Origin of the sequence: Pseudomonas sp. SWRI68 (genome assembly GCF_014269165.1) — a bacterium.
GTDB classification, from domain to species: Bacteria; Pseudomonadota; Gammaproteobacteria; order Pseudomonadales; family Pseudomonadaceae; genus Aquipseudomonas; species Aquipseudomonas capeferrum.
Map to the genome: position 1 here is coordinate 640,016 of NZ_JABWRU010000001.1, position 25,942 is coordinate 665,957.

The 25,942-nt window shown below is 63.7% G+C and carries 27 protein-coding genes; 9 read left to right on the plus strand and 18 right to left on the minus strand.

The window, feature by feature from the left end; genetic code table 11:
- The 4 genes from HU770_RS02915 to HU770_RS02930 all read right to left on the minus strand — a co-directional run bounded on the left by HU770_RS02915 (position 1) and on the right by HU770_RS02930 (position 3,635).
- Positions 1-792 carry an ABC transporter permease gene (locus HU770_RS02915; protein ID WP_186654619.1) on the minus strand — a complete coding sequence of 264 codons (792 nt, stop codon included), beginning with the start codon at positions 790-792 and terminating at the stop codon, positions 1-3.
- A complete protein-coding gene (locus HU770_RS02920; RefSeq protein ID WP_186654622.1) occupies positions 782-1,621 on the minus strand; it encodes an ABC transporter permease subunit in 840 nt (279 codons plus the stop codon). The genes HU770_RS02915 and HU770_RS02920 overlap by 11 nt, the downstream gene beginning before the upstream one ends.
- Positions 1,618-2,424 carry an alkaline phosphatase family protein gene (locus HU770_RS02925; RefSeq protein WP_033700741.1) on the minus strand — a complete coding sequence of 269 codons (807 nt, stop codon included), beginning with the start codon at positions 2,422-2,424 and terminating at the stop codon, positions 1,618-1,620. Before HU770_RS02925 ends, HU770_RS02920 begins: the two co-directional genes overlap by 4 nt.
- Positions 2,425-2,570: 146 nt before the next feature.
- Positions 2,571-3,635 carry an ABC transporter substrate-binding protein gene (locus tag HU770_RS02930; protein WP_033700740.1) on the minus strand — a complete coding sequence of 355 codons (1,065 nt, stop codon included), beginning with the start codon at positions 3,633-3,635 and terminating at the stop codon, positions 2,571-2,573.
- Positions 3,636-3,963: 328 nt separating this feature from the next.
- On the opposite strand from HU770_RS02930, the gene HU770_RS02935 reads away from it, so the two are divergent.
- On the plus strand, positions 3,964-4,677 hold the full coding sequence (locus HU770_RS02935; protein WP_186654624.1) for a UTRA domain-containing protein: 714 nt from the start codon (positions 3,964-3,966) through the stop codon (positions 4,675-4,677).
- A gap of 9 nt (positions 4,678-4,686) precedes the next feature.
- Here HU770_RS02935 and HU770_RS02940 read toward each other — a convergent pair whose 3' ends face one another.
- The 7 genes from HU770_RS02940 to minC form a co-directional block, all read right to left on the minus strand.
- Positions 4,687-6,840 (minus strand): mechanosensitive ion channel domain-containing protein, encoded by a 2,154-nt coding sequence (locus HU770_RS02940; RefSeq protein ID WP_033700737.1) that lies wholly within the window; start codon positions 6,838-6,840, stop codon positions 4,687-4,689.
- Positions 6,841-6,884: 44 nt separating this feature from the next.
- Positions 6,885-7,052: a hypothetical protein gene (locus HU770_RS02945; protein ID WP_167334464.1), complete on the minus strand. Its 168-nt coding sequence runs from the start codon at positions 7,050-7,052 to the stop codon at positions 6,885-6,887.
- A gap of 144 nt (positions 7,053-7,196) precedes the next feature.
- A complete protein-coding gene (locus HU770_RS02950; protein ID WP_033700736.1) occupies positions 7,197-8,486 on the minus strand; it encodes a M18 family aminopeptidase in 1,290 nt (429 codons plus the stop codon).
- 88 nt (positions 8,487-8,574) lie between these two features.
- Positions 8,575-9,210: an RluA family pseudouridine synthase gene (locus HU770_RS02955; protein ID WP_033700735.1), complete on the minus strand. Its 636-nt coding sequence runs from the start codon at positions 9,208-9,210 to the stop codon at positions 8,575-8,577.
- Positions 9,211-9,361: 151 nt separating this feature from the next.
- Positions 9,362-9,616 (minus strand): cell division topological specificity factor MinE, encoded by a 255-nt coding sequence (minE, locus tag HU770_RS02960; RefSeq protein WP_003252572.1) that lies wholly within the window; start codon positions 9,614-9,616, stop codon positions 9,362-9,364.
- Positions 9,617-9,619: 3 nt separating this feature from the next.
- The gene (gene minD / locus HU770_RS02965) at positions 9,620-10,432 is read right to left on the minus strand and encodes a septum site-determining protein MinD (RefSeq protein WP_033700734.1); all 813 of its coding nucleotides are present in this window, start codon (positions 10,430-10,432) and stop codon (positions 9,620-9,622) included.
- Between the two features lie 99 nt (positions 10,433-10,531).
- Positions 10,532-11,284 (minus strand): septum site-determining protein MinC, encoded by a 753-nt coding sequence (minC, locus tag HU770_RS02970; protein WP_186654631.1) that lies wholly within the window; start codon positions 11,282-11,284, stop codon positions 10,532-10,534.
- Positions 11,285-11,395: 111 nt separating this feature from the next.
- Here minC and HU770_RS02975 point away from each other — a divergent pair, with 111 nt between their 5' ends.
- Complete coding sequence (locus HU770_RS02975) at positions 11,396-12,331, plus strand: lipid A biosynthesis lauroyl acyltransferase (protein ID WP_186654633.1); 936 nt, start codon at positions 11,396-11,398, stop codon at positions 12,329-12,331.
- A 25-nt stretch (positions 12,332-12,356) separates the two neighbouring features.
- Positions 12,357-13,499 (plus strand): patatin-like phospholipase family protein, encoded by a 1,143-nt coding sequence (locus HU770_RS02980; protein WP_186654636.1) that lies wholly within the window; start codon positions 12,357-12,359, stop codon positions 13,497-13,499.
- A 117-nt stretch (positions 13,500-13,616) separates the two neighbouring features.
- Here the strand turns inward: HU770_RS02980 and HU770_RS02985 are convergent, their stop codons facing one another.
- On the minus strand, positions 13,617-14,441 hold the full coding sequence (locus HU770_RS02985; RefSeq protein ID WP_186654639.1) for a VacJ family lipoprotein: 825 nt from the start codon (positions 14,439-14,441) through the stop codon (positions 13,617-13,619).
- Positions 14,434-15,732, minus strand: a complete 1,299-nt coding sequence (locus HU770_RS02990; protein WP_033700729.1) for a serine/threonine protein kinase — start codon at positions 15,730-15,732, stop codon at positions 14,434-14,436. The genes HU770_RS02985 and HU770_RS02990 overlap by 8 nt, the downstream gene beginning before the upstream one ends.
- A gap of 190 nt (positions 15,733-15,922) precedes the next feature.
- Here HU770_RS02990 and HU770_RS02995 point away from each other — a divergent pair, with 190 nt between their 5' ends.
- Positions 15,923-16,285: a hypothetical protein gene (locus HU770_RS02995; protein WP_033700728.1), complete on the plus strand. Its 363-nt coding sequence runs from the start codon at positions 15,923-15,925 to the stop codon at positions 16,283-16,285.
- Positions 16,286-16,298: 13 nt separating this feature from the next.
- On the opposite strand, the gene HU770_RS03000 is transcribed toward HU770_RS02995, so the two are convergent.
- Positions 16,299-17,864: a beta (1-6) glucans synthase gene (locus HU770_RS03000; RefSeq protein WP_186663008.1), complete on the minus strand. Its 1,566-nt coding sequence runs from the start codon at positions 17,862-17,864 to the stop codon at positions 16,299-16,301.
- 197 nt (positions 17,865-18,061) lie between these two features.
- Between HU770_RS03000 and HU770_RS03005 the strand changes: the two genes are divergently transcribed.
- The 3 genes from HU770_RS03005 to HU770_RS03015 all read left to right on the plus strand — a co-directional run bounded on the left by HU770_RS03005 (position 18,062) and on the right by HU770_RS03015 (position 21,057).
- Positions 18,062-18,922: a glycine betaine ABC transporter substrate-binding protein gene (locus HU770_RS03005; RefSeq protein WP_033700726.1), complete on the plus strand. Its 861-nt coding sequence runs from the start codon at positions 18,062-18,064 to the stop codon at positions 18,920-18,922.
- A gap of 162 nt (positions 18,923-19,084) precedes the next feature.
- A complete protein-coding gene (locus HU770_RS03010; RefSeq protein ID WP_033700725.1) occupies positions 19,085-19,396 on the plus strand; it encodes a DUF485 domain-containing protein in 312 nt (103 codons plus the stop codon).
- Entirely contained in the window at positions 19,393-21,057 is a 1,665-nt protein-coding gene (locus HU770_RS03015; RefSeq protein WP_033700724.1) for a cation acetate symporter, read from the plus strand. Before HU770_RS03010 ends, HU770_RS03015 begins: the two co-directional genes overlap by 4 nt.
- A gap of 67 nt (positions 21,058-21,124) precedes the next feature.
- Here HU770_RS03015 and HU770_RS03020 read toward each other — a convergent pair whose 3' ends face one another.
- Complete coding sequence (locus HU770_RS03020) at positions 21,125-21,277, minus strand: DUF3309 family protein (RefSeq protein WP_012271016.1); 153 nt, start codon at positions 21,275-21,277, stop codon at positions 21,125-21,127.
- 206 nt (positions 21,278-21,483) lie between these two features.
- On the opposite strand from HU770_RS03020, the gene HU770_RS03025 reads away from it, so the two are divergent.
- Together HU770_RS03025 and csrA are read left to right on the plus strand one after the other, a co-directional pair.
- The gene (locus tag HU770_RS03025; RefSeq protein ID WP_186663009.1) at positions 21,484-22,293 is read left to right on the plus strand and encodes an SDR family oxidoreductase; all 810 of its coding nucleotides are present in this window, start codon (positions 21,484-21,486) and stop codon (positions 22,291-22,293) included.
- 120 nt (positions 22,294-22,413) lie between these two features.
- Positions 22,414-22,602: a carbon storage regulator CsrA gene (csrA, locus tag HU770_RS03030; protein WP_033700722.1), complete on the plus strand. Its 189-nt coding sequence runs from the start codon at positions 22,414-22,416 to the stop codon at positions 22,600-22,602.
- 3 nt (positions 22,603-22,605) lie between these two features.
- On the opposite strand, the gene HU770_RS03035 is transcribed toward csrA, so the two are convergent.
- The 3 genes from HU770_RS03035 to ngg all read right to left on the minus strand — a co-directional run bounded on the left by HU770_RS03035 (position 22,606) and on the right by ngg (position 25,940).
- Positions 22,606-22,833, minus strand: a complete 228-nt coding sequence (locus HU770_RS03035; protein ID WP_016501031.1) for a YheU family protein — start codon at positions 22,831-22,833, stop codon at positions 22,606-22,608.
- A gap of 87 nt (positions 22,834-22,920) precedes the next feature.
- A complete protein-coding gene (locus tag HU770_RS03040) occupies positions 22,921-24,108 on the minus strand; it encodes an osmoprotectant NAGGN system M42 family peptidase (protein WP_186654670.1) in 1,188 nt (395 codons plus the stop codon).
- A gap of 86 nt (positions 24,109-24,194) precedes the next feature.
- Positions 24,195-25,940, minus strand: a complete 1,746-nt coding sequence (gene ngg, locus HU770_RS03045; protein WP_186654672.1) for an N-acetylglutaminylglutamine synthetase — start codon at positions 25,938-25,940, stop codon at positions 24,195-24,197.
- Positions 25,941-25,942: the final 2 nt, after the last annotated feature.

A 25,942-nucleotide genomic window follows, 5' to 3' on the forward strand; every position in this document is an offset into this window, starting at 1 on the left:
TCAGGTCTTGTCCTTGTTCAGGCGGTTGGCGACCCAGGTGAGTACCAGCACGAAGGCGAAGTACGAGATCACCAGCGCGCTGTTGAAGTGGCCGCTGCTGTTGCGCATGTTGTTCAGGTACACCTGCAAGGTCTCATAGCGGGTGCCAACCAGCAGGTTGGCGAAGACGAACTCGCCGAACAGAAACGAGAACGACAGCAACAGGGCCACCATCAGGCCTTTGCGCAGGTTCGGCAGCACCACCAGGAACGCCGCCTGCCAGGTGCTGGCCCCGAGCAGTTGGGCGGCGTCCATCAGGTCGCGCAGGTTGATCGCCTGCAGGTTGTTGGTGATCGCCCGGTACATGAATGGCAGGGCGATGGTGAAGTAGCAACCGATCAGGATCCACGGCGTGCCGACCATGGCCATCGGCCCGCTGCCGTACAACTGCAGCAGGCCCACCGATGACACCACCGGCGGCACCGCGAAGGGCAGCAGGATGAGGACGTTCATCAGCGCGTCGAGTTTGGGGAAGTGGTAGTGCACCACGAACAACAACGGCAGGATCAAAACCACCGACAGCAGCAGCGCCCCCACGCACACCAGCAGCGACTGGCCAAAGGCGGCCAGGAAGCGCGGCTCGCTCCACAACGCCACGTACCACTTCAGGGTCAGCCCGCTGGGCAGCAGGCTGGCCGACCAACTGGTGGCCAGGGAGTAAAGCAGGGTGCCGGCCAGTGGCAGCAGCATGATCATGAACAGCAGGTACACCACCATGCGGTGGTAGAGGTTGGAATGGGCATCAGCGCGCATGGTAGCTCCTTTTCAGCAGCCATTGATGAACCACCGTGACCAGCGTCATCAGCGCCACCAGCACCATGGCCAGGGCGCTGGCCAGGTTGGGGTCGAGGCTGATGTCACCGGCCACCAGGCCGGCGATGCGGATCGTCAGCACGTTGAAGTTGCCGGTGGTCAGCGCATAGACGGTGGCGTAGGCACCCAAGGCATTGGCCAGCAGGATGACGAAGGTGCCGAGCAGCGCCGGGGTCAGCACGGGGAGGCCGATATGCCGCCAGTATTGCCAGTGGCTGGCGCCAAGCAGCGCGGCCGATTCACGCCAGTCTTCACGCAAAGCGTCGAAAGCGGGGTACAGCAACAGCACGCCCAACGGGATCTGGAAGTAGGTGTAGACCAGGATAAGCCCGGTCTTGGAGTAGATGCTGAAGTCTTCCAGCAGGCCGATCTGCTTGAGCAGCAAGGTCAGGGCGCCGTTGAAACCGAGCAGAATGATGAATGCAAACGCCAGCGGCACGCCGCTGAAGTTGCTGGTCATGTTGGCGAAGGCACTGACGAAGTCGCGCAGGCGTGAATCCACCTGGCGTAGCGAGTAGGCGCCGAGAGTGGCGATGACGATGCCGAACAGGCTCGACCAGAAGCTGATCTCAAGGCTGCGTTGCAGGGCCTGCAGGTAGAACTTCGAGGCGAACACCTTGCTGAAGTTCTCTACACCCCAGCCCGCTTCCGACTGCACGCTGTTGATTGCCACCCAGGCCAGCGGGGCGATCTGGAAGATGACGAAGAACACGGCGAACGGCAGCAGGCAGAGCAGGGCAAGGTAACGGCCGCGATGGCTGGCATTCACTTGAGCAGCTCCCGGCACACCGATTTGTCGTGGGCCACGCCGAGCAGTTCGCAGAGGGTCCCACACAACTCGGTTTGCAGCGGTTTGGCTGCAGGGTCGAGGCTGAACCCGTCGCCAAAGACGAACAGCGGGACCTCGCGTTCCTCGGCCAGCAGGCCGTTGTGCGAGCGGTCGTTGTTCATGCCGTGGTCGGCGGTGACCAGCACCTGGTAGCCCTCTTCGAGCCAGCGCGGCAGGTAGTCGGCCAATAGGATATCGGCACTGCGCGCCGCGTTGCGGTACTGGCTGCTGTCCAGGCCATGGCGGTGGCCGACATCGTCGATGCTCATCGGGTGCACCAGCAGAAAATTCGGTGCGTGACGGCGGCGCAGGTATTCGGCGTCGGCCAGCAAGTGCGAATCGGGGTAACGGTCGTCCCAGTAGAACAGCCCATGCTGGATCGGCAGCTTGGGCGCATGGGTGTGGCGGTCGCGCTGGGCGTCGAAGGGCGAACGGTTGTATAGCTCGCTCATCCAGTGATAGGCCGCAGCCGCCGTGCCCAGCCCCGCTTCGCGGGCGTAGTGGAACACGCTGCGCTGGTTGGACAAGCGGTTGACGTTGTTGTGCACGATACCGCTGTCGATCGGCGATACGCCGGTGAGAATGCACTCGTACAGCGGGCGCGACAGTGATGGCAGCTCGCATTCGACGCGGTACAGCGCGGCGCGATCGGCCTCGACGTAGGCATGCAGGTGGCCCATGGCATGGTGGGCGACCTGGTGGTTGAGGCCGTCGAGCAGGACCAGGATGACGTTGTGTTGCATGGTGGCTCCAGTCAATAACCGTGTTGCCTGCTTCGCGGGGCAAGCCCGCACCCACAGGTGCACCACAGGGCTCAAGGTTGTGGTGACTCTGTGGGAGCGGGCTTGCCCCGCGAAAGGGTCGGTGGAGGCGCTAGACAGCTACCCCCTTACTCCATCTCGATGATCACTTGCTCGTTCCACATCTGCGGCAGCTTCTTCGAGGTCGCTTCCCAGACTGCGGCATCCTTGATCGGCTGCGCAGCCCCGTACTGGTCGTTGGGCAGCAGCTTGGCCTGCACATCAGCCGGCAACTTCAGGTGCTCGGCGCGGATCGGCCGGGCGTGGCCGATGGCCAGGTTGGTCTGCCCTGCATCACTGAAGATGTACTCACGCGCAAGCTTGGCCGCGTTCGGGTGCTTGGCGTACTTGTTGATGATGGTGGTATAGCCCGACGTGACCGAGCCGTCCGAGGGGATCAGCACCTCGAAGCGTTTGGGGTCGATCTGATCACGGTAGCTCAGGCCATTGAAGTCCCACACCACGCCGACCTCCACTTCGCCCTTCTCCAGGGTTTGGATGGTCGGGTTGGCCAGTGACAGGCGCTTCTGCTGGGCCAGTTTGGTGAACAGCTGCAGGCCCGGCGCGATATTGGCTTCGTCACCCTTGTAGGCGATGGCAGCGGCGAGTACGCCGTTAGCGGCCTGGGCAGCGGTGCCGACGTCGCCGATGGCGACTTTGTACTTGCCTTTTTCCAGGTCATGCCAGGTTTTCGGGCGTTCCTCTTCCTTCACCAGGTCTTTGTTGATGATGAACGCGATGGTGCCGGTATAGGCCAGCGCCCAGTGCCCGTCCTTGTCCTTGGCCCACTCCGGCACCTGGTCCCAGGTGCTCGGCTTGTACGGCTGGCTCACGCCCTGGGTCACCGCAATCGGCCCGAAGGCGGCGCCAACGTCGCCGATGTCGGCGCTGGCGTTGTCCTTCTCGGCAGCGAACTTGGCGAGCTCCTGGGCCGAGCTCATGTCGGTGTCGCTGTGCTTGAGGCCATACTTGCTGGCCAGGTCTTCCCAGGTGCCTTTCCAGTTGGCCCAGGCATCGGGCATGCCCACGCTGTTGACGGTGCCTTCCTTGCGGGCGGCGTCTTCCAGGGCCTTGAGGTCGGTGCCGGCGGCCATGGCCGTGGTACACAAGGCGATGGCCGAACCGAGCAGTGACGCCATGAAGAACTTTTTCATCCGAAGCTCCTTGGGTGGGTGCCGTTTGCGATTGTTGTCATGAATGAAGCTGTTGCCGGCGACCTTTGGTCTAGGTCAGCAAACCTTGAGCCAAGGTAGGTCGCTTGCGTGACAGTTTGATGTAGGGAGAGGCCTGAAGCGGTGGCTCCGGTTGCCTGAAAATACAGCGTAGACCAGATCCCAAGCCCTGATTTGCCTGGCTTGGCCCGATTCTGGCAAAGCCCTTATGGCGCCTTTGTCACAGGATGTTCATCAGCCCTGCCTAGGCTTGCACTACGCTCCAGATGCCCTGTCATGGGGCTGGACTAGTCCAGATAGGTAACCTTTGATGCAGCCAATGCCACCGCGTGCGGTAACAGCCATCTGCCACGCCCTGCAGGAGCAGATCGAACACGGCCTGCTGGCGCCGGGGGGCAAGCTGCCGGCCGAACGCAAGCTCAGCGAGGTGTTCGACACCACCCGCATCACCCTGCGCGAGGCCTTGGCGCAGCTGGAAGCCCAGGGGCTGATCTATCGGGAAGAGCGCCGTGGCTGGTTCGTCGCGCCCCAGCGGCTGACCTATGACCTGATCGAGCGTAGCCACTTTCATGCCATGGTGCGTGATCAGGGGCGGGTACCGAGTACCGAGTTGCTGTCGGCGCGGCTGCAGCCTGCCTCGGCCATTGTCTGCGCACGGCTGCATATGCCGGCGTTGTCCAGTGTGGTGCGTATCTGCCGGTTGCGGCGTATCGATGGGCGGGCGGTGCTGTATGCCGAGCATTACCTCAACCCCGCGTACTTCCCCGGGATTCTCGAGCAGGACCTGGCCCAGTCACTGACTGAGATCTACGGTCGCGTCTATGGCATTGGTTACGGGCAGGTGTGTTTCGAGATCTTGCCCACGGCGTTACCGGTGGACGCAGCAGCAGCGCTGAAGGTGTCGGTTGGCAGCCCTGGGCTGCATATCACCCGGGTCAACAGTGACCAGCATGGGCATCTGATCGACTGTGACCTCGAGTATTGGCGGCATGATGCGATCCGCATTCGTGCCCAGGCCGGTTGAGGGGGGACGCTAGCTGGAGGAACCGGCTTCGCTCATGCCGCCACCACCCGCCGTCACCACCTGCACCGACAACCGCGGCGTTGCCAGGTCCAGCCCGGCCTCATCCAGCTGGCGCTTCAACGCCAGGTTGAACGCCCGTGACACTTCCCACTGCTTGATCGGCGCGGTCTTGAAGCGTGCCCGCAAGATCGCCGAGCCCGACTCGAAGCTCTCTACCCCCTGCAGCTCCAGCGGCGACCAGATATTGCGGCGCATCAACGGGTCGTTACGCAGCTTCTGCCCCACCTCGCGGATCAGTGTGATCGCCTGGTCGATGTTCATGCTGTGCGGAATCGCCACGCGGAAGATCGCGTAGCCGAACTCCCGCGAGTAGTTCTTGATGCTCTTGATCTCGCTGAACGGGATGGTGTGCACGATGCCGTCGATGTCGCGCAGGCGCACGGTGCGGATGGTCAGGCCCTCGACCGTGCCCAGGTGCCCGCCGACATCTACGTAGTCGTCGATGGCCAGCGAATCCTCGATGATGATGAACAACCCGGTGATCAGGTCGGCCACCAGTGACTGCGCGCCAAAACCGATGGCCAGGCCGATCACACCGGCACCGGCCAGCAGCGGGGTGACGTTCATGCCCATGTTGGCCAGGGCGACGATCACCGCGATGATGAAGATGGCCACGAACATCACGTTGCGAATCAGCGGCATCATGGTTTGCGCGCGGGCGTTGGCCAGGCCGCGGCGCGAGCGCACCAGCGCATGGTGCACGGCCGTGTCGGCCAAGATCCACACCAGCCAGGCGGCAATCAATGTGCCGGCCAGGCCCAGCAGGCGCAGGCTCACTTCATGGCCGTCGCCCTCGGCGAAGCTGATCATCGACAGGCCCCACACGCGCAGCCCCAGTTCGATGAACAGCAGCCAGATGAACAGGTGCACCAGGGCGTAGGCGAAGTTGCGCAGGCGCTCGGTGTACACCGCCTGGCGCTTGTTGGCGCGCTTGGGGTTGGCGGCGTGGCGGCGCACCAGGCCATTGAGCACCATGCACACCACCACCAGTACCGTGCACATCAGCGACTGGCGCAGGGCGGTGCTGGTGTCGCCGGCCGAGATGAAGGTGGCGAACAGCGAAATGGCTACCAGGATCATCGCCGGTACGAACCAGAAGCTGCCGAGAATCTCGATGGTGTCGCTCAGGGTGCGCCGGGTCAGGCGCCGGTCCAACGGTTGGTTGCGGATCAGGTGGGCGATCGGGCGGCGGAACCGCAGAATGAACAGCCCGGTGCAGATCGCTGCGATGACATTGGCCAGGGTTGCCAGGGCGTGTGCCAGGTGGGTGCCGAGGGCGACGGTCATGCGCGGGTCACTCATGGCTTCGCCGAAGGCTGCAAAGCTGCCGATCAGCCACAGCGGGCGGAAAGCCTGGTGCCGCAGGATGTGCAGGGCGCGGTGGCGGTGGGGGCCGTCGAGCAGCGAGAAGGCGATCACGCAGATGGCTGAGAAGCAGGTGCCCACCACCAGCGCGTACGCCAGCACCATGGCCATGGACTTGCCCAGCGAGGAGGGCAGGGCAAAGCTCAAGTACACGGTGAACACCAGGGCCACCAGCCATGGCCCGAGTTTGCGCAGGGCAAAACGCACCAAGTCCCAGGTCCGGGGGTGCTGGGGCAGTTCTTCGGTGAGGCCGAAGCGTAGCCGTACCCGGTGGCCGACCCAGTTGAAGGCATACGCCAGCAGGCTCCACACGGCGATGATCGCGGCAAAACCGAACAGGATCGCCGGCCATTGGTGCACCGGCACCATCAGTTCGGTCAGTTCCGTCTGGGCTTGGTCGATTTCCATCGACCAGCGGTGGAAGGGGCTGGCGTCGCCGCTGAACTGCCGTTCGAAATCATGCAGCGCACCGCCGATCAGGCCTAATACGCCTTGTTCGACGGTGGGTTGCGATTGCTGGGTGGCGTCGCGCAGTTTTTTCAGGTCGGCCAGCAGCTTGGCACGCTGCTGGTCGTTTTCCAGGTTCTTGATCACCTCGTCCAGCGACTTGCCCAGCGGCTCGGTGGCCGCAGGCTGGGCAGGCGTACCGGCGCCGAGCAGGCTCGGCAGGCCGGCGGCCTGAACCGGGGAGATGAGCAGAAACAGCAGCAGGGACAGGTAACGCAGGAGGGCAGGCACCGGGAAATCTACCTCAGGTCAAACGATTGACCGAGTGTAGAGGTTTATGTGGGCAGTTTCTCCAGGATCTTCCAGCAGGTGAGGCCGAAGATGCCCAGCGTGCCGATCCACATCATCAGCACACCGATGTTGCGCTCGCGCAGGCTGAAGCCGATGGTCAGCAGCAGCAGGAACAGGAACACCGGCACGAACAGGGACAGGAAGGGGGACATGGACAGCAATCCTTTTGCAGTGGGGCCATGTAACAAGCATAGCGGTTAGCAGGCGAAGCGGGTTGATCCGAGGCAGTAGCAGGACCTGTTTCGGCTTCTTCGCAGGCGTGTGCTGTGAAGAAGCCGTCAGTTACACCCTTACACTCAGGGCAGCTCGCGGCTGCGATAGAACGCGGTCAGCACCTTCACCAGGTGCGCCAGGTCGTGGCTGCCGCACAACTCGCGGATCGAGTGCATGGCAAAGGTCGGCAAGCCGATATCGACCGTGCGCACGCCCAGGTGGCTGGCGGTGATCGGACCGATGGTCGAGCCGCAGCCCATGTCGCTGCGCACCACGAAGCTCTGCACCGGCACTTCCTCGGCCATGCACAGGTGGCGGAAGAACCCGGCGGTTTCGCTGTTGGTGGCGTAGCGCTGGTTGTTGTTGACCTTGATCACCGGCCCTGCGTTGAGCTTGGGCCCGTGGTTGCCGTCGTGCCGGTCGGCGTAGTTGGGGTGCACGCCGTGGGCGTTGTCGGCCGAGACCATCAACGAGCGCTGAATGGTGCGCACGTAGGTGTCGCCTTCGGGCAGCAGGCGTTGCAGGGTCTGCTCCAGCATCGGGCCGTCGGCGCCGCAGGCCGAGCACGAGCCGACCTCTTCGTGGTCGTTGCACACCAGCACGCAGGTCTCGTCGCTGTCGGCGGCCAGCAGTGCCTGCAGGCCGGCATAGCATGACAGCAGGTTGTCCAGGCGGGCACCGGCGATGAAGTCACGGTTGATGCCGATCAGCGCGGCATCCTGGGTGTCGTAGAAACTCAGCTCGTAGTCCAGCACCACGTCGGCATTGAGCTCGTGCTCGCGGGCCAACTGCTCGGTGAGCAGGGCGCGGAAGTCGATGCGCTCATCGCCGGCGACCTGGGCCAGGATCGGTGGCAGTTCGTTCTGCGGGTTGATCTGCCAGCCTTCGTTGGCGGTGCGGTTGAGGTGGATCGCCAGGTTGGGGATGACCGCGATGGGCAGCTTGAAGTCGATCAGTTGGCTCTCGACCTTGCCGTCACGGCGGAACGTGACCCGCCCGGCCAGGGACAGGTCGCGGTCGAACCAGGGCGCCAACAGCGCACCGCCGTACACCTCTACGCCCAGTTGCAGGAAGCCTTGGCGCTGCAGTTCGGGTTGCGGCTTGACCCGCAGGCACGGGCTGTCGGTGTGGGCGCCGACCATGCGGATACCGCTCAGCAGGGGCGCTTGCTTGCCCAGTTTGATGGCGATGATCGAGGAGTCGTTGCGGGTGACGTAATACCGACCGCCAGGCACCGTGGCCCAGCTGTCGCGCTCGTCCAGGCGCTGGTAGCCGGCAGCCTCGAGGCGCAGGGCCAGGCTGGCAGTGGCGTGGAAGGGCGTGGGGGAGGCCTTGAGGAAATCGATCAGGCCAGTGTTCAGTGCTTCGCGCATAACTCACTCCAGACAGCAGTGGCGCGAGTTTAACGCAGATAGATCACAAATTGTGTCGGGCCAGTCGCGGGCAAGCCCGCGAAGGTCATCAGAAGGGTGCCGGGCACTCGAACTTCAACCGTTCCCCGGAAACCGGGTGGGTAAAGCTCAACATCGCGGCATGCAGGCACAAGCGCTCATGCGCTGCCAGGGCCTCAGGGTTGGCGTACAAGCGGTCGCCCAGCAGCGGGTGGCCGATCGACAGCATGTGCACGCGCAACTGGTGCGAACGCCCGGTAATCGGGGTCAGCTCGACCCGGCAGTAATCGCCGCAGCGTTCCAGGATGCGCCAGAAGGTCAGGGCATGCTTGCCCTGCTCGTGGTCCACTACATGCCGAGGCTTGGTCGGCGGGTCGTAGCGCAGGGGCAGGTCGATGCTGCCGCTGTCCAGCGCCGGCTGGCCCCAGCACAGGGCGGTATAGGCCTTCTCGGTCTCGCGGTCGTGGAACTGGCGCGACAGCTCGCGGTGGCTGTCGGCATCGCGGGCCAGCAGGATGATGCCCGAGGTTTCCCAGTCCAGACGGTGCACGATCAGCGCATCGGGGTAGCCGTTTTGCTGCAGGCGGGTGATCAGGCAGTCCTTGTTGTCATCGGCACGGCCGGGTACCGACAGCAGCAGGGTTGGCTTGTTGACCACCAGGATGGCGGCGTCTTCGTGGAGGATCTGGACGTTTGACAGCGGCATTGCGTGGTCTCGGTTGAATCAGGGGAAAAAAGCGGGGCCGCTTTGCGGCCCATTCGCGGCACAAGGCCGCTCCTACAGGGGAACGGGAGCCCTTGTAGGAGCGGCCTTGTGCCGCGAATGGGGTGCAAAGCAGCCCCAGCTTTCAGCCAGATCAGCGATCCGGCAGGGTAATGTTCAGCTCCAGAATCGAGCAGCTGCCCTGGTTCTCCAGCTCGATGTGCACATCATCGTTGCCGATGTTCACATATTTGCGGATCACTTCGAGCAGTTCTTTCTGCAGGGCCGGCAGGTAGTCCGGTTCGCTGCGTTGGCCGCGCTCATGCGCCACGATGATCTGTAGACGCTCTTTCGCCACCGACGCGCTGGTCTGTTTCTGTCTGCCACGAAAGAAGTCAAAAAGGTTCATGGTTTACTTGCCTCCAAACAGGCGCGCGAAGAATCCTTGCTTCGGCACTTCGATGAACCGCAGGGGCTTTTCTTTGCCCAGCAAGCGGTCGACGGTGTCGCTATAGGCCTGGCCGGCATCGCTCTGGTCGTCGAGGATGACCGGAATGCCCTGGTTGGAAGCCTTGAGCACTGCCTGGGACTCGGGGATCACGCCCTTGAGTTTGATCGCCAGGATGTCGGTAACGTCGTCGATGCTCAGCATTTCGCCTTTTTCGACGCGCTCGGGGTGGTAGCGGGTGATCAGCAGGTGTTCCTTGATCGGCTCTTCGCCGTTTTCGGAGCGGCGCGACTTGCTCGACAGAATGCCCAGCATGCGGTCCGAGTCACGTACCGAGGAAACCTCAGGGTTGGTCACGACAATGGCTTCGTCGGCGAAATACATCGCCAGGTGTGCGCCTTTTTCGATACCGGCCGGGGAGTCGCAGATGACGTACTCGAAGTCTTTCTTGAGCTCCATCAGCACTTTCTCGACGCCTTCCTGGGTCAGCGCGTCCTTGTCACGGGTCTGGCTGGCGGCCAGCACGTACAGATTCTCGAGGCGCTTGTCCTTGATCAGGGCCTGCTGCAGGTTGGCTTCGCCGTTGACCACGTTGACGAAGTCATACACCACGCGGCGCTCGCAGCCCATGATCAGGTCGAGGTTACGCAGGCCGACGTCGAAGTCGACGATGACCGTCTTGTGGCCGCGCAGTGCGAGGCCGGTGCCGATGGCGGCGCTGGTGGTGGTCTTGCCCACACCCCCCTTGCCGGAAGTAACGACGAGAATCTTGGCCAAGGTGTTTCACCCCTAAATAAGTTGGGACAGGTGTCCCAGCAATATGCAAAAAACGGCAACAGGTAAAAAAGTTGCTCTAAAAATGACGGCAAGTATCCGTTAAAGACGGGTGATGTTCAACACGTCACCGGACAGGCTGACTTGCACGCCGGAGCCCCACAGCGGGTCGCGGCGCAGGTCTTCGCAGACCTTGTACTGGCCCGCGATCGAGACCATTTCGGCAGTCATCTGCTGGCAGAAGATGCGCGCTTTGGTGTTGCCCTTGATGCCCGCCAGGGCGCGCCCGCGCATGGCGCCGTACACATGGATGTTGCCATCGGCCAGAAGTTCCGCACCCGGGCTGACCGAACCGGTCACCACCAGGTCACCACCCTGAGCGTAGATCTGCTGGCCGCCACGCACGGGCGCCGTGATGATGCGCGTCGGGCGCACCTGTGGCTCGACCGCAGGCGCCGGGGCTGGCTCGGGCTGCTTCACCTCGGGCTCTGGCTCCAGCGGCCGCTCGCGGGCACCGGACGGCGGCAGTACCGGCAGGTCGATGGCGATCGCTGCTGCGATGTCTTCGATGCGGTTGGCGCGGATCGCCAGGGTGCGCAGGCCATGATGGCGGCAGATACGCATCAGGCCGGGCAGGTCGATCGCGCCTTCGCTGGCCGGCAGTTTGTCCAGGGCCAGCACCAGCGGCGTGTTGCTGAAGAAGTTGGGCGCCTGGGCGACTTTGGCCGCCAGTTGGCGGTCAAGGGCTTCAAGGTCATTGCGCGCCAGTTCCAGCACTGTGATGGCGAGCATGCTGCCCTTGAGCTGGAACACGGAGGCGGTGTCGGGGGTCTGGTTTAGGCTCATGGTCTGCATAGACGGCTTGTTGCGAAAAAAGTGCCCTGACTTATAACGAGAACACCCGTTGCCCGCAACATGCGCTGATCCGTTGTAGAATGCGCGGCCTTTGTCTTTCCGGAAGCTTCAATGGAACGCCCGCGTTTTCGTCCCTATTTCCTCCACCCACGATTCTGGGGCCTGTGGCTGGGCCTGGGCCTGCTGTGGCTGGTAGTCCAGTTGCCGTACCGGGCCTTGCTCTGGCTCGGAAGCGCCCTGGGCGCGCTGATGTACCGGGTGGCCGGTGAGCGTCGACGCATTGCCGCGCGCAACCTGGAGCTGTGCTTCCCGGAGCTGTCTGTCGACGAACGGCGGCGTTTGTTGAAGGCCAATTTCGCCTCCACCGGCATCGCCTTCTTCGAAATGGCCATGAGTTGGTGGTGGCCCAAGGCCAGGCTTGCGCGCCTGGCCCATATCGAAGGCCTCGAGCACCTGCAGGCAGCCCAGCAGGCAGGGCAGGGCGCGATTCTGATGGCCGTGCACTTCACCACCCTGGAAATCGGCGCCGCGCTGCTGGGCCAGCAACACACCATCGATGGCATGTACCGTGAGCACGGTAACCCGCTGTTCGACTTCATCCAGCGCAGCGGCCGTGAGCGGCATAACCTCGACTCGCTGGCGGTGGAGCGTGAGGATGTGCGCGGCATGCTCAAGCTGCTGCGTTCCGGCCGGGCGATCTGGTACGCGCCAGACCAGGACTACGGTGCCAAGCAGAGCCTGTTCGTGCCGCTGTTCGGCATCCCGGCAGCGACCGTGACCGCCACTACCAAGTTCGCCCGTTTGGGCAAGGCGCAGGTCATCCCGTTTACCCAGAAGCGCCTCGAAGACGGCAGCGGCTATCGTTTGGTGATTCACCCGCCTCTGGCAGATTTCCCTGGGGAAAGCGAAGAGGCGGACTGCCTGCGCATCAACCAGTGGATCGAAGGTGTATTGCGCGAGTGCCCCGAGCAGTACCTGTGGGCGCACCGGCGCTTCAAGTCGCGGCCCGAAGGGGCGCCCCGGCTGTACGACAAGAAAAAGCGTTGATCGTTGAGCGGTCAGTGAGGCATCGATGTCCCCAACCACCGGCCTGATCCTCTCAGGCGGCGGCGCCCGCGCCGCCTATCAGGTCGGCGTACTGGCCGGCATCGCCGAACTGTTGCCACCCGGCGCGCCCAATCCCTTCCCGGTCATCGTCGGCACTTCGGCCGGCGCCATCAATGCGGTCACCCTGGCCAGCGGCGCCACCCGCTTTACCGACACCGTGCAAAACCTCACCGCGTTCTGGCAGAACTTGCGCAGCCACCGGGTGCTGCGCAGCGACTGGCCGGGGGTGGTCCGCCAGGCCAGCCGCTTCGTCGGCCACAGCCTGCTGGGCCTGGGCGGCCAGGCGCCGGTGGCGCTGCTCGACAGCAGCCCACTGCGTGCCCTGTTGCAGGCGCAGCTGAACCTGGACGGCATCGGCCATGCCCTGGCCAGCGAACAGCTACGCGCCGTCGCGGTGACTGCATTCGGCTACGAGTCCGGCCAGGCGGTGACCTTCTACCAAGGGCGGGGCACCATTGATGCCTGGTTGCGCCACCGGCGTATCGGCGTACCGACAGCGTTGAGCATCGATCACCTGCTGGCCAGTGCGGCGATCCCGCTGTTGTTCGCGCCGGTCAGGCTGGGGGATGAGTATTACGGTGATGGCGCGGTTCGTCAGTCGGCGCCAATCAGCCCGGCCTTGCACTTGGGGGCCAGCCGGGTGCTGGTGGTCGGGGTCAGCGGCAACCCGCAGCGGCCGTCGCCGCCGCTGCCTACCCAGCGCGTGTTCAGTGGTCAGCAACCGAGCCTGGCGCAGATTGGCGGGCACATGCTCAACAGCACCTTCATCGACAGCCTGGAAGACGACATCGAACTGCTCCAGCGCCTCAATCACCTGAGCCACCTGCTGCCTGCCCACCTCGATGCACGGCGCCTGGGGCTGGCGCCGGTGGAGGTTCTGGTGGTGGCGCCCAGCCAGCCGCTGGACGAAATCGCGGCACGCCACCGGCGCGAGCTGCCAGCGCCGTTGCGGCTGTTCCTGCGTGGGCCGGGGGCGACGCGTACCAGCGGGGCGGGGGTGTTGAGCTACCTGCTGTTCGAGGCCAGCTACTGCAGTGAGCTGATCGAGCTGGGGCGGCGCGATGCCTTGGTCAAGCGGCGCGAGCTGGAGCAGTTTCTGGGGATTTGATGGAGGCAGTGCTGGCCTCTTCGCGGGGCAAGCCCGCTTCCACAGGTTTGGATACAACCCCAAGGGAGTGAAGATCCTGTGGGAGCGGGCTTGCCCCGCGAAGGGGCCGACAACTACTTACTCGGCAATTTGCAACTTGCGCGCCTGGGTATACACATACCGAACCTTCTCATACTCGAACGGCGAGTTGAGCTGCCCATAGCGGAAGTTGGTGGTGTAACGCTTGTCCACCACGCGCAGGGCAAAGATTTCCGGGTGGTCGGTGCTGGCCTCGGCCACGTTCAGGTAATTCACCGCCTGCTCGCCGGCATAGTCCACCACCAGCCCGGTGGTATCGCGCAGGTTTGAAGGGCCCAGCACCGGCAGCATCAGGAACGGCCCGTCCGGCACGCCATAAAAGCCCAGCGTCTGGCCGAAGTCTTCACTCTGTCGGGGCAAGCCCATCTTGGTCGCCGGGTCCCACAGCCCACCCACCCCGATCAGGGTGTTGAACATCAGCCGTGCGGTAATTTCGGCCGAACGCTTGGCCTTGAGTTGCAGCACGCTGTTGAACAGGTTCGGCACATCGCCCAGATTGTTGAAGAAGTTGCTCACCCCGGTGCGCACGAAGCGCGGGGTGACGTATTGATAGCCGCTCACCACCGGCAGCAGCACCCATTGGTCGAGGCGGTAGTTGAAGTGATAGATGCGCCGGTTCATCGACTCCAGCGGGTCGTAGACGTTCAGCGCCTCCAGCGTGGAGCGCTCGAACTCGCGCTGGTCGAGCCCGGGGTTGAATTTGAGCTCGCGCAGCGGGTCGATAAAACCATCGGATTCAGGTGCCAGCGAGGCGCCGGTAATCGGCGGGTCGGCCTCGATCACGCTGGCCCGCGGTGCGGTCTCTGCGGCCAGGGCGTTGCCGGCGACAAGCAGGGCAGTGGCGAAGAGGAGTTTGTTAACCACGGAAGAACTCCAGCATGGCGTCGCTGTTGACGCGGTAGTTGAGGTTGCCGCAATGGCCGCCATGGGGGTAAAGGGTCAGGCGGTCGCCGAACACCTTGCGCAAGAAGCCGATATCGCCGGGGCCGAGGATGACGTCGTCGGCGTTGTGCATCACGGCAATCTTCGGGCTGTCGCGCAAGTAGTCTTCCAGCGCGTACAGGCTGACCTGGTTGACCAGTTGCAGGATGCTGTTGCCGTCGGTGCGGGCGCGCCACATGGGGATCACCTGCTCGGTCATGTAGCAGTCGAAATCGCACTGCAGGGCACGTTTGAAGAACGGCGTAAGGCTACTGCCCTCGGTGATCGGAAACTTCGGCGGAATGATCAGGCCGCGGCGGTTGATCAGGTCGGAGGTAAAGGCGATGTCCGCTGCCGAAAAACGGAACGAAGTGCCGATCAGCATCGCCATCTGCTCGTTGGACAGGTGCTGGCGTGACTGCTGGAAGTCGTACAGCAGGGCCTCGTTGAGGTCGATGTAGCCTTTGTCCTGGAAGTAACGGGTCAGCTTGGTCAGCATCAGTTCGTAGAAGGTGGTGCTGCGGTCGATGCCCTTGACCTGGGTCTGCACCAGTTTGTCGAGGTTGTTGATCGAGGTGTACAGGTTGACCGGCGGGTTGAGCAGCAGCACGCGCTTGAAGTTGAAGCTGCGCCGGGTTTCGTCCAGGTGGCTGACGAACGCCGCGTCCAGGGCACCGAGGCTGTAGCCGGTGAGGTAGAAGTCGCTGACCGGCAGGCGCGGATGCTGGGCCCGCACGGCCTGCATGACCCGGTACATGTCTTCGGCGTCTTCCTGGCTGATACCGGGGGTGGCGAAGCGCGAGGCCGCACTCATGAAGTCGTAGCTGGTGGGCGAGGACAGTTGCACCACGTGGAAGCCGGCCTGGTAGAACAGTTTTTTCAGGTATTCGTTGATGCTGCTCGAATAGGGCGCACCGGTGCCGGCGATGACGAAGATCAGCGGTGCTTCGCGGTCTTGACGGGCCAGGCGGTACTTGAGTTTTTTCACCGACCAGAAGTTGTCGGGCAAGGTGAATTCTCGCTCGGGGCGCAGGTTGAGGCTGTAGTCGGCCTGGTCGATCTCATCGTCGCTGGGCAAGGTCGGGCGCTGCTCGGGCGGCGTGGTGGCGATGGTTGCCTCGAACGGGTTGGTCAAGGGGTAGCCATAGCTCGCGGCGTCGATGTCCCGCGCCGAAGCGGCCGCAGCCATGAGCAGGCCGCCGAGCAAGGCAGCGAGGCGCAAAGTTCGAAGCATGTAATCCCCCAAAAAGACGCAAGGTGGTGCAATGTGCAGGCTAGGACCACGGCGGCATGGGCAAAGTTGCCAAGTGCGGTGGCCATTGGTGTGCTCGTTATCTGCAACATAGCTGCTGGATGGTGATTTTGCCTTACAACAGGGCTTGGGCGATCATGCACGATTTCGATTACTGCTATTGGAGAACTGGATGTCTCGTTCGTTGCCGATCGTTGCCCTGCTGTTGTTCCTGCCGTTGTGGCTGGCCGCCAGCTATGGCGTACGTTATGGGCTGATGGAAGATGCGCAGTGGGTGGGGCTGTGTGCCGCGCCCGGTGCGTTCTGGCAGTGCCAGGTGCGTTCGCTGCTGGGGCTGGGCATCCATTTTCAGGTAATCGCCTGGAGTGGGCTCGGCCTGGCGCTGATCGCGCAGGTGGTCGCCGGGCGGGCCGGCAGGTGGCTGGCAGGCGCTGCGCTGGTGTTCGCGATCCCGGCGCTGGTGCTGTATACCGCGAGCATTGCGGTGTTTGCCGTGGTGCTGGCGGGGTTGCGGCTGGTGCGCCAACCCCGCTGACGGGGCGTTGTGGTCACTCGGCCCTGCGCAGTCGCAAACTGCGCCACAAGGCCGCTGTCATCAGCACGCTCACTACCGCCCAGCCCCAGGCCTGCTGGTTCTGCAGGCCTTCGAGGTACAACTGCGGCGCCACCCCCGCCCCTACGATAAACGCCAGCAACGCGGCCTCGGCCCGCCGCGCCAGCACCGGCCGCAGCAGGTAAACCACCGCCGGCAATGCCAATGCAGCGCTGGGGAAACTGCGATAACGCGGGTCGAACACCAGCGCCAGCATGCTCACCGCCGCCGCAAAGCCTGCGGCGAGCAACAGCCAGCCCGCACGGGCCTCGAACCAGGCGAACAGGCGCGCACGCCACCCTTCAGCACGCACCAACGCCAATGCCGCATGGGCCAGCACCAGCAGGTTGAGCCCCACCAGCAGCGCGGCCCACAGCCATTCCCCGGCAAAGCGCGCATGGCTGCGCATCAGCTCGCCCCACAACCCCAGGCAACCCGCGCCAAACGCTGCCAACAACGGCAACAGCACGGCCCCGGCGGTTGTCGCGGGGCGCCCGGCCAGCAGCACGGTCAACATCAACACCGCACTGGCCACCAGCCACTGCGGCCAGTAGGGCAGGTTGCTGACCGGCCCTTCGAGCACGCCCTTGTCCTGCCGGTCGGCATCGTAAAGCCCCCAATAGCCGCCCACGGCGCCTTCGCTGGCACGCTTCCACGGTTGGTCGAAGGCTTCGATCAGGTTGTACTGCCAGCCATGCTGTTCGGCCAGGCTGACGAAGCCGCGGATGAAGCGCGCCTCGTTGACCCGGCTGGGTACTGCGGTTTCGCGCTGGCGGCCTTCGCTGGGCCAGCCGGTCTCGCCGATCAGGATGCCCTTGGGCGCAAAGCGCGTACCGAATACCCGGCGCACCTCGGCGACATGGGCCAGGGCATCGTCGATGCCGCGCGGGTCGTCTTCCCAGTAGGGCAGCAGGTGAATGGTCAGAAAGTCCACGGCAGGGGCCACCTGCGGATGCTGCAGCCAGAATTCCCAGACATCGGCATAGGTCACCGGTACCGTGACCTGGCGCTTCACTTTGGCGATCAACTCGGCCAGGCGCGCGCCGGTGACCTCCTTGCGCAGCAGCGCCTCGTTGCCGACGATCACCGCGCTGACCACGTCGGGGTAGGCGTTGGCCGTGGCAATCAGCAGGTCCACTTCCTTTTCGGTGTCCACCGGGTTGGCGTTGACCCAGGCGCCGAGCATCACCTTCAGGCCATGTTTGCGCGCCAGCAGCGGGATTGCCTCAAGGCCGGTCATCGAGTACGTGCGGATGCACTGGAAACGCTCGGCCAGCAAGGCCAGGTCGGCGTCCATGCGCGCCGGGCGCAGGCGAAACGGCTGGTCGAAGGGTGACTGATCCTTGTCGAACGGCGTATACGAAGCACACTGCAGCTTATGCGTGGGGCTGGCCGCATCGGGCAGCTGTACCGGCTTGCCAAGCCCGTACCAGAGCGCCCCCAGCCCGATCAGGGCAAGCAGGCAGGCAAACAGGTAGAGCGGCAGGTGCAGGCGGGTAGGGCTGGGCATCGGGCGGTCCATCGTCAGGCGCAAAAGGGTAGATAGTAGCCCGGCGCCAAACCTTTGGCATGCAAGGATCGCGCAGGCTGGCGTGAGCCGATGCCGCTAATGGCACAGTGCTGTCGCATATGGGGCGGTTGGATGTCGTTCACGGAGCAGGTTGCTCTTTGTTGCAGGAAGATGATGCAATCTCCGAGACCTGACGAGGGGATGCTTTGATGGCGACTTTGAAGACAGTGCGACGTTTCCTGGGGGCGGGCACCGCCCTGGTATTGGCCATGAGCGCTGCGCAGGCAATGGCTAAAGAAGTAAGCATCGGTTACGTGGATGGTTGGGCCGACAGCGTGGCGACCACCAACGTTGCCGCCGTAGTGATCAAGCAGCAACTGGGCTACGACGTGAAGTTGCAGGCCGTGGCCACCGGCATCATGTGGCAGGGCGTGGCCACCGGCAAGCTCGATGCGATGTTGTCGGCCTGGCTGCCGGTGACCCACGGCGAGTACTGGGCCAAGAACAAGGACAACGTGGTCGACTACGGTGCCAACTTCAAGGATGCCAAGATCGGCCTGATCGTCCCTGAGTACGTGAAGGCGAAGAGTATCGCCGACCTCAAGACCGACGAAAGCTTCAAGCAGAAGATTGTCGGCATCGACGCTGGCTCCGGCGTGATGATCAAGACCGACCAGGCCATCAAGGACTACGACCTGACGGGTTACAAGCTGCAGGCAAGCTCTGGCGCAGCCATGACGGCTGAACTGGGCCGTGCCTACTCCAAGCAGCAGTCGATTGCAGTGACTGGTTGGGTGCCGCACTGGATGTTCGCCAAGTGGAAGCTCAAGTTCCTGGAAGACCCGAAGGGTGTTTATGGCGCTGCTGAAACCGTCAATAGCATCGGTAGCAAAGAGCTGGCGACCAAGGCGCCGGAAGTGGCCGAGTTCCTCAAGAAGTTCAGCTGGCAGTCCAAGGACGAGATCGGCGAGGTGATGCTGGCGATTCAGGAAGGTGCCAAGCCTGAAGCGGCAGCCAAGGATTGGGTGGCCAAGCACCCGGATCGGGTCAAGGAGTGGACCGGTAAGTAAGCGCTAGGATTGTTGATCTTGGGGCTGCGCAGCGGCCCCAAGCTTTGTTACACATATCGCAAAACACTGTTGCATCTAAGACTAAGGTCGTCTGGTTGGCGTCCAACGGCAGCATAAAGTGAAGGTGGGTTCTCCCTGATCTGTGCTGCTAGGATAAAAACAATGAACGACAGCATTTACCTCTCGATACAAAACAGCCCGCGCTTCAAGGAGCTGGTCACCAAACGCGAACGGTTCGCCTGGATTCTCTCGGCGATCATGCTCGGACTCTACTGCGCCTTCATCCTCCTGATCGCCTATGGTCCTCAGATTCTGGGCGCCAAGCTCAGCCCTGAGTCGTCGATTACCTGGGGCATTCCCCTGGGCGTCGGCCTGATCCTTTCGGCATTCGTGCTGACCGCCATCTACGTACGCCGCGCCAACGGCGAGTTCGATGAGCTGAACAAGGCTATCCTGAAGGAGGCGCAACAATGATTCGCCACGCCAAAGCCCTGGCCGTTCTGGCCTGCGGCGTTTTCGCACCCGCCGTGTGGGCCGCCGATGCCCTGACCGGCGAGGTGCAGAAACAGCCGCTGAACGTTTCCGCGATCGCCATGTTCGTGGCCTTCGTCGCCTTTACCCTTGGCATCACCTACTGGGCCTCCAAGCGCAACAAGTCGGCGGCGGACTACTATGCTGCCGGTGGCAAGATCACCGGTTTCCAGAACGGCCTGGCGATTGCCGGTGACTACATGTCGGCGGCCTCGTTCCTGGGTATTTCTGCCTTGGTGTTCACTTCTGGCTACGACGGCCTGATCTACTCGATCGGCTTCCTGGTCGGCTGGCCGATCATCCTCTTCCTGATCGCCGAACGCCTGCGCAACCTGGGCAAGTACACCTTCGCCGACGTGGCCTCGTACCGCCTCGGGCAGAAGGAAATCCGTACCTTGTCGGCCTCCGGCTCGCTGGTGGTGGTGGCGTTCTACCTGATCGCGCAGATGGTCGGCGCCGGCAAGCTGATCGAGCTGCTGTTCGGCCTCGACTACCACGTGGCGGTGATCCTGGTTGGCATCCTGATGTGCCTGTACGTACTGTTCGGCGGCATGCTGGCCACCACCTGGGTACAGATCATCAAGGCCGTGCTGCTGCTGTCCGGTGCCAGCTTCATGGCGCTGATGGTGATGAAGCACGTCAACTTCGACTTCAACACCCTGTTCTCCGAAGCGATCAAGGTGCACGCCAAAGGTGAGGCGATCATGAGCCCTGGCGGCCTGGTCAAGGACCCGATCTCGGCGTTCTCCCTGGGCCTTGCGCTGATGTTCGGTACCGCCGGCCTGCCGCATATCCTGATGCGCTTCTTCACCGTCAGCGACGCCAAGGAAGCGCGCAAGAGCGTGCTCTACGCCACAGGCTTCATCGGCTACTTCTACATCCTCACCTTCATCATCGGCTTCGGCGCGATCTTGCTGGTCAGCACCAACCCGGACTTCAAGGACGCCGCAGGCGCCCTGCTGGGTGGCAACAACATGGCAGCGGTGCACCTGGCCAATGCCGTGGGTGGCAGCGTGTTCCTCGGCTTCATCTCGGCGGTGGCCTTTGCCACCATCCTGGCGGTGGTAGCGGGCCTGACCCTGGCCGGTGCCTCGGCGGTGTCCCATGACCTGTACGCCAGCGTATGGCGCAAGGGCAAGGCCAACGACAAGGACGAGATCCGCGTGTCGAAGATCACCACCATCGCCCTGGGCGTGCTGGCGATCGGCCTGGGTATCCTGTTCGAGAAGCAGAACATCGCCTTCATGGTCGGCCTGGCGTTCTCGATTGCCGCCAGCTGCAACTTCCCGGTACTGCTGCTTTCGATGTACTGGAAGAAACTGACCACCCGCGGCGCCATGATCGGTGGCTGGCTGGGCCTGGTGAGTGCAGTGGGCCTGATGGTGCTTGGCCCGACCATCTGGGTGCAGATCCTCGGCCACGAGAAGGCGATCTACCCGTACGAGTACCCGGCGCTGTTCTCGATGCTGATTGCCTTCGTTGGTATCTGGTTCTTCTCGGTCACCGACAAGTCCAAGGCAGCTGAAAACGAACGTGCGCTGTTCTTCCCGCAGTTCGTGCGTTCGCAGACTGGCCTGGGCGCTTCCGGTGCTGTCTCGCACTGATCGTTGAGGTCATAAAAAACCGCGATACGGGTGATGCCCGTATCGCGGTTTTTTCATTCATGGCCGGCTAGATCATGCCTAGCAACAACAGCACCAGCAGAATCACCAGCACTACGCCGACGATGCCGGATGGGCCGTAGCCCCAGCTGCGTGAGTGTGGGAAGACGGGTAAGCCACCGATCAGCAGCAGGATCAGGATGATGATGAGGATCGTGGTCATGGCGGAGTCCTTGCGTGGTTAGGGGTCAAGGGCCTCGGACTGCTGGCCTCTTGTTAATTCGGACCGGTGCCGCTTGTGAAAGATTCCATTTGCTCGGCACTGACCGCTTGGTCATGCCCGCCCATTCACTACCCTGATGGATCCTGCCGGATGCCAATGCCTTGATTAGACTCGCCTGACAACCCATCAGAACAAGGCCTGCCACCATGCAAAACCGCATCATGATTACTGGCGCCGGGTCCGGCCTGGGTCGCGAGATCGCCCTGCGCTGGGCACACGAGGGCTGGCGCCTGGCGTTGGCCGACGTCAATGAGGCAGGCCTGCGCGAAACACTGGCGCTGGCCCGTGAGGCCGGTGGCGAGGGCTTCGTGCAGCGCTGTGATGTACGCGACTACAGCCAGCTCACCGCCCTGGCCCAGGTGTGTGAAGAGCGCTTTGGCGGCATCGATGTGATCGTCAACAATGCCGGCGTCGCCTCGGGCGGCTTTTTCGCGGAGCTGTCGCTGGAAGACTGGGACTGGCAGATCGCGGTCAACCTGATGGGCGTGGTCAAGGGCTGCAAGGCATTCCTGCCGTTGCTGGAGCGCAGCAAGGGCCGAATCATCAACATCGCCTCGATGGCCGCGCTGATGCAGGGCCCGGGCATGAGCAACTACAACGTGGCCAAGGCTGGCGTGCTGGCGTTGTCGGAGAGCCTGCTGGTCGAGTTGCGCCAGTTGCAGGTGGCGGTGCACGTGGTGTGCCCGTCGTTCTTCCAGACCAACCTGCTCGATTCGTTCCGTGGCCCGAACCCGGCCATGAAAGCCCAGGTCGGCAAACTGCTGGAAGGCTCCCCGATCAGCGCGGTCGATATTGCCGCGTATATCCACCGGCAAGTCGCCGCCGGCGAGTTCCTGATCCTGCCGCACGAGGCTGGACGTCAAGCCTGGCAGCTCAAGTGCGAGGCGCCCGCGCGACTGTATGACGAGATGGCCGAAGTGGCGGTGAAAATGCGCGCCAAAGCCCCGGCGCGATGATCCGTCTGTAGGGGGATTTACCTATGAATGTAGGTCTGTTCTGAATTGCCCTGGAGCCATTGTGTAGCCATCTGTACCCGAGGCAGGCTCCGGTTTTCCCTGTCGCAGGAGGATCGGATCATGCTGGTAATAGGGCGCGAAGTGGGCGAAGTCATCACTATCGGCGATGACATCCGCATCATGGTGGTGGAGACGCGAGACGGGATGGTGCGTTTCGGGATCAGTGCACCGCGCGAGGTGCCAGTGCACCGCGCCGAAGTGTACAAGCGCATCAAGGAGGGTGAGGCGCGCAAGGCTCGTATTGCCTGAAGGTCAGTCCAGCAGTTCGCGTGGCACATCGTGTTTGGCCAGTAACTGGCATTGCTGGCTTTCCGGGTCGAACAGGATGAACGCCTGGCCCTTGGCCAACGCCTGGCGCACGCGCAGCACGCGGGTTTCCAGGGGGGTATCGTCGCCATTGTCGGTGCCATCGCGGGTGACGAAGTCCTCGATCAGCAGGGTCAGGGTTTCGGCTTGCAGTTGGTCGTAGGGGATCAGCATGGGCAGGGGCGATTCTGGGGAATTAAGTGTGTGGGCATGCTACGCGAAAAGTACGAGGGTTTGGGGCCGCTGTGCGGCCCCAGGGGCTCAGCCTTTATTACCAACCAGGCTGTCCACCGCCGGTACCCGGGTATCGCTCTCCATCTGCGCATCGTGCTCCAGCTGGTGGCTGAAGCGTTCGAGCGAGGCATTGGCCGGCTGCGAGTCGCTGGCGAATACCGGTGGGCTCAACAGGTACGCTGACAACAACCGGCTGAGCGCCGCCAGACTGTCGATGTGGGTGCGCTCATAACCGTGGGTGGCATCGCAACCGAACGCCACCAGCGCGGTACGGATGTCATGCCCTGCCGTTACCGCCGAGTGGGCATCGCTGAAGTAGTAGCGGAACAGGTCACGCCTGACCGGCAGCTCATGGTCGCCCGCCAGTTTCAGCAGGTGGCGGGACAGGTGGTAGTCGTAAGGCCCTGAAGAGTCCTGCATGGCCACGCTCACTGCATGCTCGCTGGAGGCCTGCCCTGGCGCTACCGGGGCAATGTCGATACCGACGAATTCGCTGACGTCCCAGGGCAGGGCGCCTGCCGCGCCAGAGCCGGTTTCTTCGGTGATGGTGAACAGCGGGTGGCAGTCGATCAGCGGCTGCTGGCCACTTTCCACCACCGCCTTAAGCGCCGCCAGCAAGGCGGCTACCCCGGCCTTGTCGTCCAGGTGACGGGCACTGATGTGGCCGCTGTCGGTGAACTCGGGCAAGGGGTCGAACGCCACGAAGTCGCCAATCGATACCCCCAGGGCTTCACAGTCGGCGCGGGTGGCGCAATAGGCGTCCAGGCGCACTTCGACGTGGTCCCAGCTCACGGGCATCTGGTCGATGGCGGTGTTGAAGGCATGCCCGCTGGCCATCAGCGGCAACACGCTGCCGCGGAACACGCCAGTGTCGGTGAACACACTGACCCGGCTGCCCTCGGCAAAACGGCTCGACCAGCAGCCTACCGGGGCCAGGGCCAGGCGGCCGTTGTCCTGCACCTGCCGCACGCTGGCACCGATGGTGTCCAGGTGGGCGGACACGGCCCGGTCGGGCGAGCTTTGCCGGCCTTTGAGGGTGGCGCGGATGGTGCCACGGCGGGTCAGCTCGAAGGGGATGCCCAGTTCGTCCAGGCGTTCGGCTACGTAGCGCACGATGGTGTCGGTGAAGCCGGTGGGGCTGGGGATGGCGAGCATCTCCAGCAGGACGCGTTTGAGGTAGTCCAGATCGGGTTCGGGGTGGTGATGTTCAGGCATATGCACTCCTTACCGGCCTCTTCGCAGGTTCACCGCAGCGATAACCTGTGGGCGCGGGCCTGCCCCGCGAAGAGGCCGTCATTGATTCACGCCAACGCCCGGCTATGCGGGAACAGCAGGTCGACAAAGCGCTCGGCTGTTGGCTGCGGTTCATGGTTGGCCAACCCGGCCCGCTCGTTGGCTTCGATGATCACGTAATCCGGGTGCTCGGCATCACGCACCATCAGGTCCATGCCCACCACTGGAATATCCAGCGCCCGTGCAGCCCGCACGGCGGCATCCGCCAGCACCGGGTGCAAGCGCTCGGTCACGTCCTCCAGCGTGCCGCCGGTGTGCAGGTTGGCGGTACGGCGCACGGCCAGGCGCTGGCCGGCAGGCAGCACGCTGCCGTAGTCGAGGCCGGCGGCACGTACGGTGCGTTCGGTCTCATCGTCCAGCGGTATGCGGCTTTCGCCACTGGTCGCGGCTTGCCGGCGACGGCTCTGGGCTTCGATCAGCGCCTTGATGCTGTGCTTGCCGTCACCTATTACCTGCGCCGGGTGGCGAATGGCGGCCGCTACCACTTCGTGACCGATCACCAGGATGCGCAGGTCCTGGCCGGGGTGGAAGCTTTCCAGCAGCACACGGCTGTCGAAACGCCGGGCGTGTTCGATGGCCTGGCTGACGTCGTCATAGGTGGTCAGGTTGACCGCCACGCCCTGGCCTTGTTCGCCATCCACCGGCTTGACCACCACGGCGCCGTGCTCGTCGAGAAACGCCAGGTTGTCGTCGGCATTGCCGGCCAGTTGCTGCACCGGCACGTGCAGGCCGGCGTTGTGCAGGGTCTGCTGGGTCAGCCGTTTGTCCTGGCAGAGGGTCATGCTGACCGCGCTGGTCAGGTCGCTCAGCGATTCGCGGCAACGCACCCGGCGCCCGCCGAGGCTGAGGGTGAACAGCCCGCCTGCGGCATCGTCCACCTGCACCTCGATGCCACGCCGATAGGCCTCGTCGACGATGATCCGCGCATAGGGATTGAGCCCGGCTTCAGGGCCTGGGCCGAGGAACAATTGCTGGTTGATGCCGTTTTTGCGCTTGACCGCGAAGGTCGGCAGGTTGCGAAAGCCGAGCTTGTCGTACAGGCGCTTGGCCTGGCGGTTGTCATGCAGCACCGACAGGTCCAGGTAGGCCAGGCCTCGGCTCATGAAGTGCTCGATCAGGTGGCGCACCAGCACCTCACCCACGCCAGGGCGGGTGCAGTGCGGGTCGACGGCCAGGCACCACAGGCTGCTGCCGTGCTCGGGGTCGTCAAAGGCCTTGCTGTGGTTCAGGCCCATGACGCTGCCGATCACCGCGTGGGTGTCTTCGTCTTCGGCCAGCCAATACACCGGCCCGCCGAGGTGGCGTGGGGTCAGCAGTTCGGGCTGCACCGGCAGCATGCCACGGGCCTGGTACAGGCCGTTGATCGCCTGCCAGTCGGCGTCACTCTGTGCCCGGCGGATGCGAAAGCCGCGGAACACCCGTTGCGCCTGGCGGTAATCGGTGAACCACAGGCGCAGGGTGTCGGACGGGTCGAGAAACAGCTGTTGTGGCGCCTGGGCCAGCAGCTGCTGCGGCGCCGCCACGTACAGGGCGATGTCGCGCTCGCCGGGGCGCTCTGCCTGCAGCGCCTCGGCCAGGCTGGCCGGGTCCGGGTAGGTGTGGCCGATCAGCAGCCGGCCCCAGCCGCAGTGCAAGGCACGTGGCTGGTCGTGGGGCTCGCTGCCATCGCCGGCCAGGCGCGCCTGCAAGCGCTCGTAGGACGGTGCCTGGCCGCGCAGCAGGCGCTGGCCGTAGGCGATTTCGTGGGCTTTCATCG